Origin of the sequence: Duganella violaceipulchra, assembly GCF_019166075.1 — a bacterium.
Classification (GTDB): domain Bacteria; phylum Pseudomonadota; class Gammaproteobacteria; order Burkholderiales; family Burkholderiaceae_D; genus Rugamonas; species Rugamonas violaceipulchra.
In genome coordinates this window covers 140,736-159,910 of the sequence record NZ_JAHTGR010000008.1, presented here as the reverse complement: position 1 = coordinate 159,910, position 19,175 = coordinate 140,736, and the positions used below count along the sequence as shown (strand labels likewise).

Sequence of the window (19,175 nt, the reverse complement as noted above, 5' to 3'; positions counted from 1 at the left end):
GACAGGCACTTTGATGCGTAACTTCCTGGCGCTTGCACCAATCTTGTTGGCCCTGGTCTGCGGCGGCGCGCTGGCGCTGGACGACACGCCGACCGTGGCGCCCCATTTCCAGCTCAAGGGGGAGGACTTCCGCCCGGCCGGCGCGCGCCCGAACGCGGCCGCCAGCGCCACCTCGTGGTCGGCCCGGCGCGCCGCCGCGGATGCCGAGCCCGCCAAGCCGGAACCCCAGGCGCCGAATCCGCGCGCCGTCGCCATCACCGTGCTGCGCGCCTTGCCCGCGCCGGCCTCCCAACTGGTGGAAAAACCCAGGTGGAAGTTGCGCTAGGCTTATTTGTTTCCTTGATGCATTTATTTGCTGCGTCTTTACTTGACTTAAGGTAACATTGCTGCCAGTCACTTTAGCAATGAAGGAAACCCCCATGTCTGGTAATGTAAGCGAACTGCACGCAACGACCCCCGCCGGCGAGTATTTGGCCTTCACCCTGGGCCAGGAAGAGTACGGCATTGACATCCAAAAAGTCGCCGAGATCCGCAGCTACGAAACCCCGACCCGCATCGCCAACGCCCCCGATTTCGTCAAGGGCGTGGTCAATCTGCGCGGCCTGATCGTGCCGATCGTCGACATGCGCATCAAGTTCAACCTGGGCACGCCGTCGTACGACCAGTTCACCGTCGTCATCATCCTCAACATCGGCCACCGTGTGGTCGGCATGGTGGTGGACCGCGTCTCCGACGTCACCACGCTGATGCCGGAACAAGTCAAGCCGGCGCCGGAAATCGGCTCGGCCATCAACACCGACCACATCGTCGGCCTGGGCACGCTCGACGAGCGCATGCTGATCCTGATCGATATCGACAAGCTGATGTCCAGCGCCGATATGGGTCTGGTCGAAACCACCGCGCTGGCGGCGTGATGACGATGCTGGCCAATATCAACATCGGCAAGCGCCTGGCGCTGGGCTTTGGCATCATCCTGGCGTTCGCCATGCTGATCACCGCGATCAGCGTCTGGCGCCTGCAGGGCGTGGCCACGGCCACGCGCGAGATGATGCAGGTGCCGCTGGCCAAGGAGCGCATGATCTCCGACTGGTCAAGCAAGATTGATAGCGCTATCCGCCGCACCACCGCCATCGCCCGCAGCAGCGATCCGTCGCTGGGCGCCTTCTTCGCCGAAGAATCGAAGGCCTCGTCGGCCATCTCGGCGGAATACCAAAAGAAGGTGGAAGCCCTGATCGTCGACGCCGACGAGAAGGAATTGTTCGGCCGCATCGGCGAACAGCGCAAGATCTACCTGTCGTCGCGCGACCAGGTGGCCAAGCTCAAAGGCGCCGGCGAACTGGAAGAAGCCGAGAAGGTCTTCGCCAACGTGTTCCGTCCCGGTTCCACCAGCTACCAGGCGCTGATGCAGGAACTGCTGAAAATGCAGCGCGCGAAAATCGACGCCACCGCCGTCCATATCGACGAGGTGGCGGCCAGCAGCCGCAATCTGCTGTACCTGCTGGCGGTGCTGGTGCTGGCCTTCGGCGCCGTCAGTTCGTGGCTGCTGACCACCGGCATCACCGGTCCGTTGCAAGTGGCGGTGACGGCTGCGCGCCGCGTCGCCGGCGGCGACCTGACCGGCCATATCGACGACAGCGCCCGCGATGAAACCGGCCAGCTGTTGTCGGCGTTGAAGGAGATGAACGCCAGTCTGCTGGGCATCGTCACCGAGGTACGCAGCGGCACCGACCATATCACCACCTCGTCGAGCGAGATCGCGGCGGGCAACCAGGACCTGTCGCGCCGCACCGAGCAGCAGGCCGGCGCGCTGGAGGAAACCGCATCGTCGATGGAAGAACTGACGTCGACCGTCAAGCACAACGCCGACAACGCGCGCCAGGCCAACCAGCTGGCGGCATCGGCGGCGCAGGTGGCGGTCAAGGGCGGCATGGTGGTGTCGCAGGTGGTGGACACGATGGATTCGATCAACCAGTCCTCGCGCAAGATCGTCGACATCATCGCGGTCATCGACGGCATCGCCTTCCAGACCAATATCCTGGCGCTGAACGCCGCCGTGGAAGCGGCGCGCGCCGGCGAACAGGGACGCGGTTTCGCGGTCGTGGCGACGGAGGTGCGCAACCTGGCGCAGCGCTCGGCGTCGGCGGCCAAGGAAATCAAGACGCTGATCGGCGATTCGGTCGACAAGGTCAACCAGGGCAGCAAGCTGGTGGCCGACGCCGGCCTGACGATGGATGAAATTGTCAGCAGCGTGCATCGGGTCAGCGACATCATCACCGAGATCACGGCGGCCAGCACCGAGCAGAGCGCCGGCATCAACGAGGTGTATCAGGCCATCGGCGCGATGGATGGCGTGACGCAGCAGAACGCGGCACTGGTCGAACAGGCCGCCGCCGCGGCGGAATCGATGCAGCAGCAGGCGGCGGCGCTGGCGCAGGCGGTCAGCGTGTTCAAGGTGGATGGTTCGGCGTCGTCCTCGCGTCCGCGCGGCACGGCTGCGCGCGCGTCCGCAGCGCGCCCGGCACTGCGCCTGACCAGCCGCGCTTAATTATCGCTACTGTCGCCGGGCGATCTGTCGATCGCCTGTTGCGACAGGCGGTCCGCGTCGCCGTTGCGGTGGCGCGGCACCCAGCGCAGGTTCACCGCTCCCAGCGGCGCCATCAACTCCAGCACGCGCTGGCGATGTTCTTCCAGTCCCTTGGCGCCACGGCCGGCGGCCACCGCCTGCGCACTCAGATTCACATCGTTGACCACCACCTGGCTGTCGCCATGCACCACCAGCCCGGCCGCGCCCAGGCTGACGGCCGCCTCCAGCAAGGCCGTCAGCGCCAGGTATTCCGCCTCGCCGCTGTTGCCATATCCGGCGCGGCGGCTGATTTCCACCCGCTCGCCGTCCGGCCCGCACAGCAGCGCGCCGATGCCGATCTGTCCCGGATTGGGATGCGCCGAACCGTCGAACCATCCACGCCAGCCATCGGTGGCCGGGCGCATGCGCGCCGCGCGCTGTTCCAATTGCCGCGCCTTCTCCGCCAACTTTGCCGAGCGCAGTTCGTGGTCGCGCAGGCGCAAGGCCCCGCGTTCGGCCAGCAGCGGCGCCAAACCCCGCACGCCCGCCACCTGCGTCAGCACCTGATGCAAGGCCTGCGCCTCGCTCACCTGTGAACGCGCCGCCAGACGACGAGCGGCCACGCGCTCGCCCTTGTAGGCGGCCGTGGCCAATACTTCGAAATCAGCGTCGTTCATCAATCGCGGCGCGGGTTGTCTGGATGACGGTCCTGGCGGTTCGGTACGCCGTCGCCATCGCGATCGTGGTCGTAGCGGTTCGGTACACCGTCGTGGTCCTTGTCGCCGCGGCCGTGACCGTAGTTGCGGTTGTCGTGACGGTCGTAGCGGTTCGGGATGCCGTCATGATCGCGGTCGCCGTTCGGACCGCGATCCCAGCGCGCTTCCTCGCGCAGCCAGCGGCCATCGCGTTCCACCCAGCGCGGTTGGGCATAGATGTAGCCCGGACGCTCGGCGACCCAGCTGCCGCCTATCCATTCATGGCGGTGGCCGCGCCAATCCCAGTAGCCCGGCGCCCAGATGTAGCCATAACGCGGCGGCGGAAGCCTTTCATAGCGTGGCGGCGGCGGCGCAACGGTCACATAGTCAACCTGCACCGGGGCCGTGCCGACGGTGACCCAGCCGCCCGGATCGAGGCGCCAGTTGCCGCCGTCGCGTATCCATTCGGCGCGGCGATACTGCGCGCCGCTGCGTTCCTGTTCCCAGCGGCCGGCCAGCCACACGTGGCGATAGCCGTCCCAGTTCCAATAGCCGGGCGCCCAGACATAGCCGTGGCGCGGCGCCGGCAGGCTTTCAAAACGCGGAGGCGGCGGCGCATTGCCGATCACGACGCTGACGCCGACTTGCGCGGACGCGATGGCTGGAGCGAATGCTGCTGCGCTCAACGCGAGCATGGCGGCAGCGTAAATGGTGTGCGAGCGTTTGATCATGATGTGTTCTCCGTTTGCGCGTTTTGGTGCAACGCTTGAACGAACTATAGCAAGCAGCGCCAGGGATGACTCCCGATGATGCAACTTTTTACATCTGACACAAAGCTGTGGTGGTGTGTGCGGTGGCGCACGGAAGGGACTACGGCGGGGAGGGTGTTGACGGATAAGGAGGGAACGGAGCGAGTCCGCTAAAGGCTTCGCCTGTTACGCGGCGTTTCGGTGGCGCGTACAGGCGAAGGGATTACGGGCCTTCAAATTTTGCTCGCTGCGGTGGTGTCTGCGGCCAGCACGGATTTGCTCTCGTCGATCAGCGACTGTTTTTTCTGTTCGGCGGTCAGGCGTTTGGCGCTGACGACGATCACCTGCATGTCCTTGGCGGCGGCCGGCGCGTTGTAGCTGGCTTGGACCGGTGCCGGGGCTGCGGTGGTGTCGTCGAGTACGTAGTTGGCGGCGCAGGCCAGGCCCAGGGTCACGACAAACAGGGCTTCGAAGTTTTTCAGGACGTTCATTTTGCTTCCTTTCGGTGGTTAAAAGTGTGTTTCGATGTGCTCACTTTATGCAAAGGCCCGTCCAGCCGCCACGGGATTGCGACGAGCCGCGCTTTTTGCGTCCCGAAATGCAGATAGGCGCGACCAGGCGATAGCTTTTCGACCACGGACTGCGCGTTTTCGCCGTCCCTCCGCTAAGGCTGGGCAGATACCGTCCACCAGCGCGAGGGGCTTATGCCGCGATTCATCACCACCATCCTGCAAGCCTGGGCCGAGCGCCGCCGCGCGCGGCGCCGGCAGGCCAACCTGCGCGCCGGCGCGCGCGGCCGACCATCGATGCGGCTGGTGCCGACGGCGCGCACCGGGGCCAAGTCGGTGGCAAGCGGGGCGGCGGATGGCGCGCAGGCGCTCGGGCGGCAGCGCGCCATGTGGATCGCGGTTGTCGGCGTGTGTGTGGTGGCGGGCGGCGGCGCGCTGATCGCCGGCCATGCGCGCCACCTGGCCGCCGCGACGGTCAGCACGCCGCAGGCAGTCAACAGCGTGCGCGCCGCCTATGCCTATCAATCCGTGCTGCCCGGTGCCGCCTTCACCGTGCCCGTGCAGGCGGGCCTGAGCACCAGCATCCAACCCGGCGGCGCCTTGTTGGTGGCGTCCGGCATGCAAGCCGCTCCGGCGGTGCGCGTGGACCTGTGCAGCCAGATGCGCAGCCCCACCGACGCGCGCCTGCTGCCGCTGCGGCTCGGCTACCGCTTTGACGACGTCAAGCGCTGGGTCAAGCGCAATGAAGAATCGAACGTCCAGATCTCGCTGCGCAACGTACTGCTGGTGGCCGACAGCAGCGCCGGCGCCGGCGCCGGCGCCGGCGCGGTCCCGGAAATCCAGATCGAAGGCACTGCCCGCGCGGATTTCACCGATCCGCTCAGCGAGCCGTTGCAACTGAGCTGGCGCAGCGCGCAGGCCGGCGCGCGCTGGATCAGCGACGCCAGTTTCGGCCAGGTCGAGCAGGGCGCCAGCGGCCAGGTGGCGCTGCGCCAGCAGGGCTGGCTGTTGTGGGGCCCCGCCTCGGCGCTGCGCATCGAACGGCGCGCCAACGCCATGTGTCCGCGGGCCGGTGAACTGGTGGTCCAGATGTATCGACTGGCGCCGCGCGACGCGGCTGACGCCAGCGTGCCGGCCAGCGCGCTGGTGGTCGCCTTTCCCGCGCGCGGCAGGGCGGTCAGCACCAGCCTTGCGCCGGGCGCGTATCAAGTGCCGGCCGCCGCGCCAGTGGCGCTGGAGGACCAGTCGCTGTTCAACGAGCTGCAAGACCGGGGCCTGTTGCGGTTGAACGCCGCCGGCACCATCGAACTGGCGCCGCGCGACCTGCCGCAATGGCAGGCCGCAGGCGCCGCCGAACGGGCCGCCGAATTGAACAACTGGAAGCAGGTCCAACCCGGCGCCGCCACGCACAAACTGTTCAAGCGCCTGTACTACCAGGCCGACGGCGCCTACGTCCGCCAGCAGATCGACATCTACAACAGCGAACGTCGCCTGCTGGCCTGGCGCGTCAAGGCGCCGGCGGGCATGGTGCTGGACTGGAGCGCCAGCACCGGCGGCGACTCCGCGTCCGGCAGCGCGCCGGCGATGGTGGCCACCACCAGCCAGATGCCGGTCGCCGCTTCGCGCCTGTTCGCATCGCTGCCGCAGGGATGGCAGCCGTGGACCCGCGTGGCGCGCTGGCCGCAGGCCGTTGAAGGACAGGGCGCTCGCCCTGTCGTGCGGCTCAACCTCGCACTGCCGCGCGCCGCGGTTGGCGGTGAAGTGATGCAGGTACTGCTGGCAGGCCGTGTCACCGGTACCGTCGGCGCCAGCGCGCAGCTGGCGCCCGCCTGCACCGGCCGCGCCTGTGCCGGTGGCACGGATGTCCAGCAGCTCACGCTGACCTTGCAAGCGGGCGCGCACAACGTGCAGCTGACGGCGCAACCGCTCGATTTCAGCGCGCCGGAAGATCAAAAATACCGCCACCTGCGCGTCGCCGGCGGCCGCCTGGTATGGCAGGCGCTGTCGCCAGTGGCTGGAGACGCCGCTCCCGGCCTGCCACGGCCGGCCGCGCCGTCGCCGGTGCAGCTGGAAGACCGCAACGGCACGCTGCTCTGGGCCGACGGCGCGCCGACGCAGCCCGCCATCGAGGCCGGTCTCGCGCCGCTGCTGGGCGTGAGCGGCGACCAGGCCAACAGCGTGGCCGGTATGCTGGCCCGCCTGCCGGTATCGGCCGCCACGGTCTCGCGCGCATCCGGCGCGGCGGTCGGCGCGCGGCTCACGCTGGACCTGCCCCTGCAGGCCCTGAGCCAGCGCGTGTTGGACTGCATCGGCATGCATCGCGGCCGCTGGGACGGCAAGACCTGCAGCGGCGGCCAGGCAGCGGCGGAAGGCCGCCACGCCGGCCTGGTCATCCTCGATACCGAAACCGGGGACGTGCTGGCCGCCGCCGGCGCCGGCGCGGGCGAAGTCGGCGCCGCCAACTGGGCCGAGGTGCGCGACTTCGACCGCACCAGCCCCGCGCGCAGCCCGCTGCGCCTGCCGGCCCTGCAGCACGACGGCGGCGCCCACCAAAGTCCCGGCTCGACGTTCAAGGTGATCAGCGCGCTGGGCCTGGAGCTGGCCGCGCAGAACGATCCGCAGATCGACGCGCTGCTGGCCGGCATGCCGCTGCCCGCCATCAACCGCCTGGCGCAGCAGCGCGGCTTCGGCTTCCAGACCGACGCCGCCAGCTACCCGCTCAATCCGCGCCTGGCCCACATCACCAACTACCACGAGCAAAGCCTGGACCGCCGTGCGCAGGAAGGCCGCCTGGGACTGGCGCAGGCGCTGACCTACAGCCTCAATACCTGGTTCGCCTGGTCCAGCGAATTGAGCGACCGTAGCCTGTTCGGCCGCGCCGACGGCGGCGCCCCCGACCTGCAGGCGCTGGACGCCAACGCGCTCGATGCGGTGCGCCCCATCGTCGCCGCCGCGCACCGGCTGGGCTTCGAGCAAACGCTGCGCCTGGACGGCGGCCTGCTGCCGGCCGATTTCAACTGGCGCAGCTGGGATGCGTTGCAAGCGACGCCGGCGCATATCGATCCTGTGCACACCCGCCACGAGCTGCGCCAGATGGCGATCGGCTTGCGCATGCAGGTCACGCCGCTGCAAATGGCGCTGGCCGCCGCGGCGGTCGGGCAGGGCAAGGTGGTGGCGCCGCGCATGCTGCTTTCACTGGGCGGCGCCGACAGCACCGTGCCGGAGATGAAGCCGGTCGGCATCCGCCTCGACCGCATCCGGGCCGGCATGAAAGGCGTGGTCGATGTCGGCACCGGCGCCGGTGCGTTTGGCGCCGCCGCGCTGGCCGGCGTGCGTCCCGGCCTGTACGGCAAAACCGGCACCGCGCCCACCGGCGACGACACGGCCACCGTCTGGTTCATCGGCTGGCTGGAACCGGGCACTTTGCCCGGCCAGACGCACCGGCTGGCGATGGCGGCCTTCGTCAGCCACTCCAACGCCACCGGCGGCGAGCATGCGGCGCCGGTGCTGGCTGCGGTGCTGTCCACGCTGGCGGCCCAGAACCGCGAACAGAAGGGGAAATAGGCTTGTAAACGGGATAATGAAATCGCGGCTTTTGTGGCATGATTTCGAGGCGTCCGCCATAGCGCGCTCATTTTCGTTTTTCTCTTATTGACAGGACTGTATGCGCTTGCCAGGAACCCGGTATCAGGAGCACGGCTGGGAACAAGTGCGCAAGCTGTTGGGACACTGCTCGTTGCAGGCGTTCCGCCGGCTTGAGATGCACCAGCTGCTCGACCACGGGCGGCACGCAACGCTGCTCGACAGCTATACCGATGCGGTCGCCGCAGCACTGCGCGCGGGCGCCCGTTCGGCGCGCGCCGAGGCCGAGGGCAACAGCTACGGCGACAGCGTCTATGAACTGTCGCTTAGCCTGATGTTTGAGTTGCAGGCGCAGCCTGCGTTCTGGCTGGCGTTCGTCGCCGCCGTCGCCGCCGAACATGGCCGCAGCGGCGCCTTCTGGCTCGATGCCGCCGCCGAAGGCGTGATGCGCAAGAAGGTCAACGATATGTATGCCGGCCTGCGCGACAAGGTCGACGCCGACAACTACATCGTCACCACGGGGCGCGACTGTTCGCCCAACAAAATCTACACCTATCGCATGCTCGATACCGCCTACCGCGAGATCGCCGGCCTGTTCGCGGACTGGCGGCAGCATGCGGCGCAGGTGGGCGAGATACTGGGACGCCCGCTGGACGGCAGCCCGATCGAAGTGCGGCAGATGAAGTCCATCGGCGGCTGCAAGGCCGAGTGGATCATCCGCTGGAGCGCGTCGCAGGAGCGCTACGCCGGCTCGCCGGGACCGCTGCACACCAAATCCAAGCGATTCGCCAGCCTGAAAAACAGCCCGGAGAAAATCGCCGCGATGCTGGCGGAAATCGGCGACTATGAGGAGCTGTCGGCCAATATGGACCGCGCCGACGACTGGCAGGGCGACGCCGGCGAAGCGGCGCTGTGGCTGGAAGACTACTGGCGCGTGCTGGGTGAGGCCGAACAAAACGAGGCGAAGGACGACGATCGCATTCTGCCCGAGCCGGTGGCCGAGGAAGACTCCGGCCTGGGGGACGATGCGGCGGAGGAGGGCGGCGACGACGGCGCCGGGCCTCCGGACGAATTCAAGGCGCACGACCTGGCCGCCGAACAGGCGTTGGCGGGCACGCTTTCCCTGCCCCCCCGCTATCTGGAATTGGCGCGGGCGGCGCAGCAAGCCGGCAGCTGGGCCTTGCGCGTTTTAAGCGGCGAGTCGCTGCCGATCCGCCTCGCCGTGTACCAGAAACTGCTGGGCGCCGCCGACGATACCTATCCCGACGCCTGGCTGGACCCTGCCACCGGCGAGTTGCCGACCCTGCAGCAGTTGGCGGCGCTGGACCAGATTTCGATGCCGACGCTGCGCAAGCGGCGTAACGAAGCGATCGACAAGCTGCACGCGGTCACCGCCGCATCGGCGAAATGAAGGAGAACGAGTTGAAATCAGCACAAGAAGAGCAAGACGCACGGCTGCGAGAGCGCGCGCTGCTGGCGCGCGCCGTGCCGGGCGACCGCCTGATGCTGGCCGACGCCACGCTGCTGGCGGCGCTGGACGGCAGCCGTGCGCTGACGCCGAGCGAACGCCAGGCCTTGTCGGCGTCGCCGCTGACGCTGCGGCGCTTCCGTCACTTGTCGCTGGCGCGGCACGCGGCTGCGCAGTCGCAGGTACGGCAGGCCGCGAATGATCCGGTGTGGGGCGGCAGCAGCGGCATGTTGCGCGCGGCCGCCAGCGCCGCGATGCTGGAATCGCTGGTCACCGACGACAGCTGCTGGACGCTGCACTTCCTGCCGGCAGGCGAGGGCTGGCAAGTGATCCTGAGCCTGTCGGCGGAGGCGCCGTTTGCCGCGCGCCTGCTGCGCGAGCGTGTGATGGTGCGCGTGATCGACGGCGGCGGAGCGATCGTCCTGCAAGGCCGCCTGGACGCGGATGGCGAATACGAATGCGGCTGGCCTTTCGCCACCGCGCCGGCACATCACTTCCAGATGTACGGTGCAGGTTTCGCCGTCGAACCGGTGGCGCCTTAGACCATGGGCATATTTAGCCGGCGCCGCAAGCCAGCCGTCGACACCGACGGACTGGGAGTCAACCTGATCGCGCTGAGGCTCGATGCGGGGGACTTTGCGCCGGCGCATAGCACCGTCGTGGTCTTCAACGCCGGCGGCCATGCGCGCCGCGCGGCTGCGGGCAAGGTAGCTTGCGAGGCGGGTGAGTTGGCGCTGTGCTTTCATCCTGGGCCGTACACGGTGCACCTGGCGCCGTTCGCGGCGGCGCCGGAATGGGGGCTGCGGCTACGCTTTGTCGTCGATGTCGCCAATCCGCGCGTGACGCAGCAGCGCTTCGATTTGTATTTGTATAGCGAGATGGCGGAGCGGCTGGAGCTGGAGCTGTTCCGCGCATCAGCGCAAGCGGCGCTGCAGGCGGAACTGGCGCAGGGCGCACTGGACCTGCCGCCGTGCACCACGTTGGACGAGTGGCACGTCTTCCGCGCCGGCCTCAATCAGCTGTTGTACACACGCTTCGGCGTCACGGTGGACGACTGCGTGCCGGTCGACTTGGGCGACCAGGTCGACTACGCCGCCGTATTGAAGGCCCGCGCCGCCGAAGCTGTCGCCGTAGCTGCCACTGTAGCTGCTGCCGATACGCCGCCGGCGCCGCCGCCCGTCGCCATGGCTTCTTCCGCCGTCACAGCGCCGGTCGCCTGGCAGGATGCATTCGGCCTGCGCCGCCTGTTCCTTGAACTTCCGGCACTGAGCCGCGACCTGCGCCTGCTCGTTTTGCCGGAGGACTCGTTGATCTTCCAGCAGCACCAGACCCTGTTGTTAAGACTCGGCATGGCCGCGCTGAACGTCAACACCATGCCGTCGCTGGCCTGGGCCGCACCGGACCAGCCATTGGCGTATGCGGAACAGGTCCGCCGCACCGGCCAGACCCTGGTCGCCGCGCAAGCGCTGGACGAAGCCTGGGCGCTGCTGGCCCGCTTCCAGCGCGCCGACCACGCGCAATGGCCGGCGCTATTGGAGGAGGCTGACCGCATCTGCGCCAATCTGGAAACCGGCCTGGCCTTCCGCCGCGCCCCGCATGCGCCCCGCACGGAACCATCGCTATGACCACGCTATGACCACGATATCCGCCGCCACCGTGCCGACCAACGCCGAATGCCGCAGCATACTGGCCGACGGCCGCGTGCTGACGATCACCGCCAGCCGCCGCCCGCGCGCCAACCGCGCCGACGTCAAATGCAGCGTCGCCGGCGCTCCGGCCATCGCCGAGCGGATGCAGGAAGTGGTTCGCCTTGCCCGCCATACTGAAATACGGCTCGACAGCCGCGACCAGGTCGTCCTCAGCATGGACGTCACGCCCGGCGCCGCAGACCGCGACTGGGAGCTGGCGGCAGTACTGGCGGACCGCATGGTGCGCGGCCTGTTCCAAGGTGCGCAGCTCGGCCGCCAGTTCGCCCAGGGCTGGTCGGACGCCTGGCAGCTCGGCCGCGTCCAGGGCGCCGCATCCGCCGCTGCGCCGCTGGACCATCCGCAGTTCGGCCCCGGCGACGACATCATCGCCGGCGGCGTGGCCAGCGACGGCCCGACGCGCGCGCTGCACATTACCCATCTTGGCGCGCTAAGCGGCCACGCCGATCCTTCGGCCGGCGTCTCCACCGTGCGCGCCTGGTTTCCGCTGCACAGCGGCGGCGTCAATGACAGCCTGGCGTGGGTGGAGGTCAGCGTCTTCGCCATCGAAAGCGGCGCCGAAGCGGAGGGCGTATCCGCTGGCGCCACCCACCATCCGGCGGCGACGACAGAGGAGGACACCATCGCCGCGCCAGGCCTGGACCTGAGCGCCCAACTGGAAGTGCGCCAGACGCTGGCCGCCGCCCGTCACTTCGACGGCAAGGGCCTGGGCCGCTGGCGCAGCGTGGTGCGTTTCAGCCAGCCGCGCTTCCAGGGCGGGTCGTACCAGCTGGCGCTGGTGATGGCCGACCGAATCGCGCGCGGGCGGGAGTTCCTGCCGCGCGGCCGCATCATCGCCACCGGCTGCTCCAGCGCCTGGCATGCCGGCCGGGTCGACACCGTCGAAGGCCGCGAGCCCAAGCTGGAATTGATACTTATGCAAGCGGCCGCGGGCGACCGGGTGCTGCTGCCCAAGGCATGGCAGGATGAACTGTCGGCCGGGTTTGCGGTCGAACTGCGTCAAAAGGGCGCCAGCCTGGCCTGTATCGACCGGATCGGCATGATTTGAAACGGCACAGCATCGTGCGCAAAATGAAAAATGGGCGTGCCCTGCTAAAATCGGCAGATGGCAGGGCGGCCCGGAAGACGAATCGAAGAAGGAGTCTGACATGTTCCAAATGTTTGGTTTTGGCGGCGTAAAATGCCCGCGTTGCGAGCACAAAAACGACGACCAGTCGGGCTACTGCAAGCACTGCGGTCTGACCTTGGGCGCGCCGCGCAGCGAGCCGGTGCTGCGCGATAACCGCTGGATACCCGGCGACGACGAACTGGCCGTGTACTTCGGCGTGAGCGCCTTGTCCGGCATCTTCACCAAAACGCTGCGCGTGCCGGCCACCTCGCGCGCCTACATCCTGCAAGCCGACAAGGCCACCGAGGTGCCGCAGGGCGAGTACGAAATCGAAGGCTTCTTCACCCGCCTGAACCACCTGCTGCGCAACCAGAACGCGGAAATCCTCATCACCCGCAGCGCGGCGCTGCCGGTGGAGTTTGCGTTCGGCGACCTGCAAACGGCGGAGCACTTGAAGGTGGCGGCCCGCTTCACGGTCGCCATCCGCATCGAGAACGTGCCGGCCTTCGCCCAGCACTTCATGACCGTGCCCGGGACCGTCAGCACCCAGCATCTGCACGACCTGCTGGGTCCCTCGGTGCATCAGGTGGCGGCGGAATTCATCGGCAGCCGCTCGATGCGCGACATGGCGCACAACGCCGACCTGCGTCTGCAACTGGACGAGCGCCTGCAAGCCGCATTGAAGCTGCGCCTGGCAGGCTACGGGTTGGCCGTCGATCGCGTGGAGACGGCCGCGCTGCGGCACGATAAGTTCGACCACAACCGCGAACGCATCGGCACCCTGTGGCTGGTGGCGGACGAGCGTCATGTGCAGCTGGAGCACGTCAAGCAGCTGGATCAGATCTACGACGAAGAGGAATGGCAGGCGATCTGGCGCGAAGAGCAGAAGATGCGCTCCGACCTGCGCCGAGCCGAATTGCGCCAGGACGCGGGCGTCAACAAGGCCGAGCTGACGTTCAAGGAGGCCGAGCGCATGCAGGCGCTGCGCGCGCGCGAAGTGGACCTGTACAGCCGCGTGATGGAATCGAAAACCCGCAAGGTCGCCGTCGACAAAGGCGCCGGCACCGTGCTGGCCGATCTGGAACACGAGCTGGCGAAGAACAAATCCCACCGCGCCGGCGAGCAGGCGGACTGGGAGCATGTGCGCCATCTGGCCCAGATCAAGATGCGCACCGAGCTCGAAGTGCTGCAGCAGACGGCCGCCGAACAGCGCCAGTTGGCGCAGCAGCGCCTGTCGCACCAGCTGCGCCACCAAGCCATCGAGAACCAGATGGCGCAGGCGTTGCTGATCGAGGACGAGTCGCATCGGCGCAGTGAGCTGGCCGGGCTGCGTCAGCGCGAGAAGGCCGAGAAAGAGCGCGAACTGCACATCGAGGCCGAAGGCCACAATGAACGCATCCAGGGCCTGACGCTGGCCAGCGCCGCGCGCCGCAGGGAGGCCGAGCGCGTGCAGGAATGGGAAGACCAGCTGCAACTGGCCCGCCAGCGCGAACTGCTGCGCGATGACGCCGTCAAGGATGCCGCCAACGCCGTGCAGGTGGCCGAGATCAACCAGAAGATCGAAGAGCTCAAGCGCGCCGGCGCGCAAGCCGATTCGGTGGCCCAGTATGAAAAGCTGCTGCGCACCATCGAGGCGGACGGCGTGCATCAGCGCCAGAACCTCGCCGTCAACAAGCAGGCGATGGTGGATCAGCTGGCAGTGGATGAGCAGCGCCAGATACTCAAGCAAAAGGAACAGGAAGCGCAATGGCAGCGCGAACTGAAAAAGCTCGAGCATGACCGCGACGAGAAGTTCGCGCGCTGGAAGGGCGAGTACGATGTGCTGCTGGCGCAGCAAGCGCATGAACTCACGCGCATCGAAGCCATCGGCCGATTGAGCGATACCGGCAAGGTGGCCACCGCTGCCGCGCCGAACGCCGAAGCGCTCACGCAGATCATGAAGATGCAGATCCAGGGTGGCATGACGGCCGAACAGATCCAGGCCTTGGCGCAGGTGGTGGCGGCCGAACACGGCGTGACCCCGGCCGAAGCGGCGCAGCAGGCGCATGAGCGGGTGCTGGAAGAGCGCGCGCACCGCGACGCGGAAATGGACAAGGACCGCCGCCACCAGCTCGACCTGCTGAACGTGCAGAACACGGCCAGCGCCAGTGCGTTGACCACGCAGAGCCAGCTGGGCATCGGCGTGGCGCAGGCCGGCGCTCCCGTGCCGGCGCCGGCGCGCTACTGCGCCAACGGCCATCCGACGCGGGCCGGCCACCCTTTGGACAAATTCTGCGCCCAGTGCGGCGTGCCTTTAGCTTAAACGCTTGACGCGGGAACGGTTACACTTCGTTTAATGATGCAAACAGCAAGAGACAAGATCCGCGAACTGCGGGCCTTACATGATGACGGTCTACTGAGCTTGCAGGAGTTCGACCGCCGCAAGAACGCCATCCTGGATGCGGAATACGCGCCGCCGGGAGGCAGCGTCACGGCCGCACCGCCGGCGGCACGACAGGGCACCGAACTTGGACTGATGTCCAGCCAGGAGATCGGCCCGCAAAACCGCCGCTACCGGCTGGAACGCCTGATCGGCATGGGCGGCATGGGCCAGGTGTGGCAGGCGACCGACCTGGCCACCCACGCGGAGCTGGGCCACAGCGACATGGTGGCCCTGAAGATACTGCCGCCGCAGCTGACCCAGAGCGCCACCCACGCCAAGTTGCTGATCGAGGAAGCGACGCAGGCGCGCAAGCTGGCGCATGAAAACATCGTCCGCGTCTATGAATGGGCGCAGGACCCGGCCACCTCCAGCTATTTCATCATCATGGAATACCTGGAAGGACAGGACCTCGACGCCTATCTGGCGGCGCAAGGCCCGTTGCCGCTGGAAGCCATCTACCGCCTGCTGGCGCCTGTGGGTGACGCCCTGCAATACGCCTGGGACAAGCACAAGCTGGTGCACCGCGACATCAAGCCCGGCAACGTGTTCCTGACCCAGCGCGGCGAGATCAAGCTGCTGGACTTCGGCATCGCCTCGCGCGCGCGCAGCGCCGGCAGCAGCCTCGGTTTGCAGACGCCCAATGCCGGCACCGTCGGCTACCGCGCGCCGGAGGCGGGCACGCATCAACGCCAGCCTTCGCCCAAGCTGGATGTCTACGCCGTCGCCGTGATGATCTACCAGCTGCTGGAAGGCCGCATGCCGTTCGACGACATGCGGCCGGCCGATTTCCATCCATCGCCGGCGCAGGGCCTCAATCCGGCGCAGTGGAAGGTGCTGCAGAACGGCTTCGCCTATGCGCAGGAACGCCGTCCAGCTTCGGTCAGCGAGCTGCTGGTGGAGCTGCGTCGCGCCGACGGTCCGAGCGAGGAAGAGTTGGCCGCCCAGGCACGCCAGATGCAGGAGCGTGAACAGCAGCGCCAGTCCGAGCAAACGGCGCATGCCGAGGCCAAGGCGGCGCAGGCGGAACAGGCGCGCGCCGCCGAACTGAAACGGCAGGCGATGGCGGCGGAACTGGCCGCCCGGCGCCAGGCGCAAGCCCAGGCAGCGGCCGCAGAAAAAGTGAAGCTGGACCAGCAACGCCGCGCGCTGGAGGCCAAGCAGCGCGCCGAGGCGGAAGCCGCAGCGCTGGCCCGCAAGCAGGCCTTGCGCGAGCAGTTGCAGGCGCGCCGCGACGCCGACGCCAAGCAGGCGCGCGAGGAACGCGAGGAGCAGCAACGCAAAGCGGCGCAACTGAAGGCCGAGGCGGCGTATCGCTCCGAGCAGGAGCGCCACCGCAAGCAGCAGGCCGAACGCAACGCCGCCGAACTGGCAGCGCTGATGCCGACGGCAGGCAGCCCGGTCGCCGACGCCAACGGCGTGCTGCGCGACCGCTTTATCGACGGCACCGGCGTCGGCCCCGATCTGGTGCTGATCCCTACCGGCCGTTTCCAGATGGGCTCACACGAGCATGAACAGGCGGCGGCGATCAAGGCCGGCGCGCAGAAAAACTGGTTGGAGCGCGAAACGCCGCAGCACTGGGTCGGCATCGAGCATTCGTTCGCGATGGGGCGCTCGCCGGTCACGGTTGGACAGTGGCGGCAGTTCGTGCGCGCCACCGGCTGGGAATCGCAATCGGATACCGACTGGCGCGCTCCCGGCTTCGCGCAGACCGACGAGCACCCCGTGGTGGGCGTCAGCTGGGTCGACGCGCAGCTGTATCTGCGCTGGCTGTCGGAGAAGACCGGTCAGACCTACCGCCTGCCGAGCGAGGCGGAGTGGGAATACGCCTGCCGCGCCGGCACCAAGACCGCCTTCAGCTTCGGCGACGCCATCACCACCGAGCAGGCCAACTACGACGGCCACTACACCTACAACGGCAGCCCGCGCGGCGCGTATCTGCAGGGGACCAACAAGGCCGGCACGTTCCAGCCCAACCCGTGGGGCCTGTTCGACATGCACGGCAACGTGTGGGAATGGACCCAGGACGTGGTGCACGATAACTACGCCGGCGCTCCGGTCGACGGCAGCGCATGGGAAGAGAGCGGCGACCAGGTGCGGCGCGTGTTGCGTGGCGGCTCGTGGCTGTATAACCCGCGCTATCTGCGCTCGTCGGTGCGCAACGGCTTTTCGGCGGTGCTGGCCAACGATATCGTCGGCTTCCGGGTGGCGCGAAAATTGGTCTAACTTCAGGTAAGAACTGGTATAATGCTGCCTTCTTCAAAACACCAGGACCGTACCATGAGCGCTTTGCCACCCTGCCCAAAATGTAATTCCGAATTCACCTACGAAGACGGCGCCCAGCTGGTCTGCCCGGAATGCGCCCACGAGTGGAGCGCCACCGCTGCCGAAGCCGCCGAAGAAGGCGCCAAGGTGTATCGCGACTCCGTCGGTAACATCCTGCAGGATGGCGATACTGTGACCGTGATCAAGGATTTGAAATTGAAGGGCGGTGGCGGCACCGTCAAAGTAGGCACCAAGGTCAAGAATATTCGCCTGGTCGACAGCGACCACGATATCGATTGCAAGATCGACGGCTTCGGCGCCATGAGCCTGAAAACCGAGTTCGTTAAAAAAGTCGTGTAATCACCCCAGCCGCTCCAGCGCAAAGTCGACGAAGCTGCGGACTTTGGCGCTGGGGCGCGCTTCCGGCCGGCGCAGTATGTGCATGGGCCGCGACGGCAGTTCCCACTTCGGCAGCAGCCGTACCAGTTTGCCCGCCGCCAGCGCCGGCTCCAGCAGCAGGTCCGCCTGCATCGCGATCCCCATCCCCGCAATCGCACCAGAGACCAGCGACGTACCCGTATTGCTGACGAAGGAACTGCGCACCGGCACCTCGATCTGTTCCTCTCCCTTGCGGAAGCGCCACGCCGCGTGCGGGCGCCAGTCGGAAAACACCAGGCAGTCATGCTTTTCCAGGTCCGACGGATGGCGTGGCGTGCCGCGCCGCTTCAGGTACTCCGGGCTGGCGGCGAGCAGCACGCGGCCCGGCCGTAAAGGCCGTGCGATCAAGCCACTGTCGACCAGCGTGCCGGAGCGGATCGCGACGTCGACGCCTTCCTCGGCCATGTCGATCACGCGGTTGGTCAGTAGCAGATCTATTTTCACCTGCGGGTACAGCGCGGCATAAGCGCCGATGACGGGCATGAGCCGATGTTCGCCATACGTGGCGGGCGCGGAGACGCGCAGGCTGCCCTGCGGTTCCGCGCGCAGGTGCTCGGCCACGCTGTCGGCCGCTTCCACACTGGCCAGCACGTCGCGGCAGCGCTCCAGGTAGACCGCGCCGATTTCGGTCAGCGCTTGCCTGCGCGTTGTGCGCTCGATCAAGCGCGCGCCCAGTTCCTGCTCCAGCGCCTGCACATGTTTGCCGACCATGACCGGCGACATGTCCAGGGTCTGCGCAGCGGCGGCGAAGCTGCGCGCGGTGGCGGCGGCCACGAAGACCTGCATGCTGCGGAGTTTATCGCTCATATTCGGAAGTTTTAGTTACGAGTCTATGAAATTCTAGCTCATTTATGCTGCGATGACTTCGAATAATAATGGAGCCTCATTCAACAGCAAGGAGTTCATCATGGCAGCCTACGCAATCGGATATCTCACCTTACGCAACTCGGACTGGGTGGCCGAGTACAGCGCCCGCATGCCCGCGCTGGCGCAAAAACATGGCGGCAAGGCGCTGGCGAAAGTGGCGCCAGTGGTGCTGGAGGGCGCGCCGCAGTTGCCGGAAACGCAGATCATTGTTGAATTCCCGTCGATGGAGCATGCGCAGGCCTGGTACAACGATCCTGAACACGCGCCGTTGAAAAAGCTGCGCCAAAGCGGCGCCGATTTTTCGCTGGTGCTGCTGAGCGGCCTCTGAACGTTTAGGAGAGGCGCAACCAGGTCAAACGGTGTAGAGTGACGGTTTTGATAATGCCGTTTTCAAGGACCATCGTATGACTATCAAAGTACTGCGCGACCAGTCGCTGCCAATGCGCCACATCGTCCATGTGCGCAACCATATCCTGTCCACGGACGGATCGGTGGATGAGGGCGGCAGCGATGCCGGCCCTTCGCCCCACGACCTGTACGACGCGGCGCTGAGCGCATGCAAGGCGCTGACCGTGGTGTGGTACGCCAAGCGCAAGAACATCCCGCTGGAGCATGTGGAAGTGAGCATGGAGCGCGACGCCAGCGAAGAACGCCAGGGCACCTACCGCCTGGCCGCCACGCTGCACCTGACTGGCAACCTGACCGAGACCCAGCGCAGCGAATTGCTGGCCGCCGCGCAGAAATGCCCGATCCACAAACTGATGACGTCCGTGACCACCGAAGTCACCACGGTGCTGGGGTAAGAT

17 protein-coding genes are annotated in these 19,175 nt (G+C 67.2%); 13 read left to right on the top strand and 4 right to left on the bottom strand.

Annotated features, from left to right (window positions below):
* Positions 1-13: 13 nt before the first annotated feature.
* The 3 genes from KVP70_RS16540 (at position 14) to KVP70_RS16530 (ending at position 2,545) form a co-directional block, all read left to right on the top strand.
* Complete coding sequence (locus KVP70_RS16540) at positions 14-325, top strand: hypothetical protein (RefSeq protein WP_217943309.1); 312 nt, start codon at positions 14-16, stop codon at positions 323-325.
* Positions 326-419: 94 nt separating this feature from the next.
* Positions 420-914 carry a chemotaxis protein CheW gene (locus KVP70_RS16535; RefSeq protein WP_217943308.1) on the top strand — a complete coding sequence of 165 codons (495 nt, stop codon included), beginning with the start codon at positions 420-422 and terminating at the stop codon, positions 912-914.
* Positions 914-2,545, top strand: coding sequence for a methyl-accepting chemotaxis protein (locus KVP70_RS16530; RefSeq protein WP_217943307.1), 1,632 nt, complete (start codon positions 914-916; stop codon positions 2,543-2,545). The genes KVP70_RS16535 and KVP70_RS16530 overlap by 1 nt, the downstream gene beginning before the upstream one ends.
* On the opposite strand, the gene KVP70_RS16525 is transcribed toward KVP70_RS16530, so the two are convergent.
* From KVP70_RS16525 to KVP70_RS16510, 3 genes are all read right to left on the bottom strand, one after another.
* On the bottom strand, positions 2,542-3,240 hold the full coding sequence (locus KVP70_RS16525; protein ID WP_217943306.1) for a ribonuclease HI family protein: 699 nt from the start codon (positions 3,238-3,240) through the stop codon (positions 2,542-2,544). The genes KVP70_RS16530 and KVP70_RS16525 overlap by 4 nt on opposite strands.
* The gene (locus tag KVP70_RS35665) at positions 3,240-3,989 is read right to left on the bottom strand and encodes a thrombospondin type 3 repeat-containing protein (RefSeq protein WP_416053869.1); all 750 of its coding nucleotides are present in this window, start codon (positions 3,987-3,989) and stop codon (positions 3,240-3,242) included. The genes KVP70_RS16525 and KVP70_RS35665 overlap by 1 nt, the downstream gene beginning before the upstream one ends.
* Before the next feature lie 251 nt (positions 3,990-4,240).
* The gene (locus tag KVP70_RS16510) at positions 4,241-4,498 is read right to left on the bottom strand and encodes a hypothetical protein (protein ID WP_217943305.1); all 258 of its coding nucleotides are present in this window, start codon (positions 4,496-4,498) and stop codon (positions 4,241-4,243) included.
* Positions 4,499-4,711: 213 nt separating this feature from the next.
* On the opposite strand from KVP70_RS16510, the gene KVP70_RS16505 reads away from it, so the two are divergent.
* From KVP70_RS16505 to KVP70_RS16470, 8 genes are all read left to right on the top strand, one after another.
* Positions 4,712-8,080 carry a penicillin-binding transpeptidase domain-containing protein gene (locus KVP70_RS16505; protein ID WP_217943304.1) on the top strand — a complete coding sequence of 1,123 codons (3,369 nt, stop codon included), beginning with the start codon at positions 4,712-4,714 and terminating at the stop codon, positions 8,078-8,080.
* 100 nt (positions 8,081-8,180) lie between these two features.
* Positions 8,181-9,509 carry a hypothetical protein gene (locus KVP70_RS16500; protein ID WP_217943303.1) on the top strand — a complete coding sequence of 443 codons (1,329 nt, stop codon included), beginning with the start codon at positions 8,181-8,183 and terminating at the stop codon, positions 9,507-9,509.
* 11 nt (positions 9,510-9,520) lie between these two features.
* On the top strand, positions 9,521-10,108 hold the full coding sequence (locus KVP70_RS16495) for a hypothetical protein (protein WP_307730280.1): 588 nt from the start codon (positions 9,521-9,523) through the stop codon (positions 10,106-10,108).
* 3 nt (positions 10,109-10,111) lie between these two features.
* Positions 10,112-11,191: a hypothetical protein gene (locus KVP70_RS16490; RefSeq protein ID WP_217943301.1), complete on the top strand. Its 1,080-nt coding sequence runs from the start codon at positions 10,112-10,114 to the stop codon at positions 11,189-11,191.
* 7 nt (positions 11,192-11,198) lie between these two features.
* Positions 11,199-12,320 (top strand): hypothetical protein, encoded by a 1,122-nt coding sequence (locus tag KVP70_RS16485; protein ID WP_217943300.1) that lies wholly within the window; start codon positions 11,199-11,201, stop codon positions 12,318-12,320.
* A 100-nt stretch (positions 12,321-12,420) separates the two neighbouring features.
* The gene (locus KVP70_RS16480; RefSeq protein WP_217943299.1) at positions 12,421-14,682 is read left to right on the top strand and encodes a hypothetical protein; all 2,262 of its coding nucleotides are present in this window, start codon (positions 12,421-12,423) and stop codon (positions 14,680-14,682) included.
* Between the two features lie 33 nt (positions 14,683-14,715).
* Complete coding sequence (locus KVP70_RS16475; protein WP_217943298.1) at positions 14,716-17,025, top strand: SUMF1/EgtB/PvdO family nonheme iron enzyme; 2,310 nt, start codon at positions 14,716-14,718, stop codon at positions 17,023-17,025.
* Between the two features lie 54 nt (positions 17,026-17,079).
* Positions 17,080-17,424, top strand: coding sequence for a zinc ribbon domain-containing protein YjdM (locus tag KVP70_RS16470; RefSeq protein WP_217943297.1), 345 nt, complete (start codon positions 17,080-17,082; stop codon positions 17,422-17,424).
* Here KVP70_RS16470 and KVP70_RS16465 read toward each other — a convergent pair whose 3' ends face one another.
* Positions 17,425-18,309: a LysR substrate-binding domain-containing protein gene (locus KVP70_RS16465; RefSeq protein WP_217943296.1), complete on the bottom strand. Its 885-nt coding sequence runs from the start codon at positions 18,307-18,309 to the stop codon at positions 17,425-17,427.
* A gap of 100 nt (positions 18,310-18,409) precedes the next feature.
* Between KVP70_RS16465 and KVP70_RS16460 the strand changes: the two genes are divergently transcribed.
* On the top strand, positions 18,410-18,697 hold the full coding sequence (locus KVP70_RS16460) for a DUF1330 domain-containing protein (RefSeq protein WP_217943295.1): 288 nt from the start codon (positions 18,410-18,412) through the stop codon (positions 18,695-18,697).
* A 76-nt stretch (positions 18,698-18,773) separates the two neighbouring features.
* A complete protein-coding gene (locus KVP70_RS16455; RefSeq protein WP_217943294.1) occupies positions 18,774-19,172 on the top strand; it encodes an OsmC family protein in 399 nt (132 codons plus the stop codon).
* The last annotated feature ends 3 nt before the right edge of the window (positions 19,173-19,175 follow it).

Bases quoted from the DNA above. Each gene is read 5' to 3' on its own strand.
- KVP70_RS16540 (WP_217943309.1), top strand. From the start codon at position 14: ATGCGTAACTTCCTGGCGCTTGCACCAATCTTGTTGGCCCTGGTCTGC.
- KVP70_RS16535 (WP_217943308.1), top strand. From the start codon at position 420: ATGTCTGGTAATGTAAGCGAACTGCACGCAACGACCCCCGCCGGCGAG.
- KVP70_RS16530 (WP_217943307.1), top strand. From the start codon at position 914: ATGACGATGCTGGCCAATATCAACATCGGCAAGCGCCTGGCGCTGGGC.
- KVP70_RS16525 (WP_217943306.1), bottom strand. From the start codon at position 3,240: ATGAACGACGCTGATTTCGAAGTATTGGCCACGGCCGCCTACAAGGGC.
- KVP70_RS35665 (WP_416053869.1), bottom strand. From the start codon at position 3,989: ATGATCAAACGCTCGCACACCATTTACGCTGCCGCCATGCTCGCGTTG.
- KVP70_RS16510 (WP_217943305.1), bottom strand. From the start codon at position 4,498: ATGAACGTCCTGAAAAACTTCGAAGCCCTGTTTGTCGTGACCCTGGGC.
- KVP70_RS16505 (WP_217943304.1), top strand. From the start codon at position 4,712: ATGCCGCGATTCATCACCACCATCCTGCAAGCCTGGGCCGAGCGCCGC.
- KVP70_RS16500 (WP_217943303.1), top strand. From the start codon at position 8,181: ATGCGCTTGCCAGGAACCCGGTATCAGGAGCACGGCTGGGAACAAGTG.
- KVP70_RS16490 (WP_217943301.1), top strand. From the start codon at position 10,112: ATGGGCATATTTAGCCGGCGCCGCAAGCCAGCCGTCGACACCGACGGA.
- KVP70_RS16485 (WP_217943300.1), top strand. From the start codon at position 11,199: ATGACCACGATATCCGCCGCCACCGTGCCGACCAACGCCGAATGCCGC.
- KVP70_RS16480 (WP_217943299.1), top strand. From the start codon at position 12,421: ATGTTCCAAATGTTTGGTTTTGGCGGCGTAAAATGCCCGCGTTGCGAG.
- KVP70_RS16475 (WP_217943298.1), top strand. From the start codon at position 14,716: ATGATGCAAACAGCAAGAGACAAGATCCGCGAACTGCGGGCCTTACAT.
- KVP70_RS16470 (WP_217943297.1), top strand. From the start codon at position 17,080: ATGAGCGCTTTGCCACCCTGCCCAAAATGTAATTCCGAATTCACCTAC.
- KVP70_RS16465 (WP_217943296.1), bottom strand. From the start codon at position 18,309: ATGAGCGATAAACTCCGCAGCATGCAGGTCTTCGTGGCCGCCGCCACC.
- KVP70_RS16460 (WP_217943295.1), top strand. From the start codon at position 18,410: ATGGCAGCCTACGCAATCGGATATCTCACCTTACGCAACTCGGACTGG.
- KVP70_RS16455 (WP_217943294.1), top strand. From the start codon at position 18,774: ATGACTATCAAAGTACTGCGCGACCAGTCGCTGCCAATGCGCCACATC.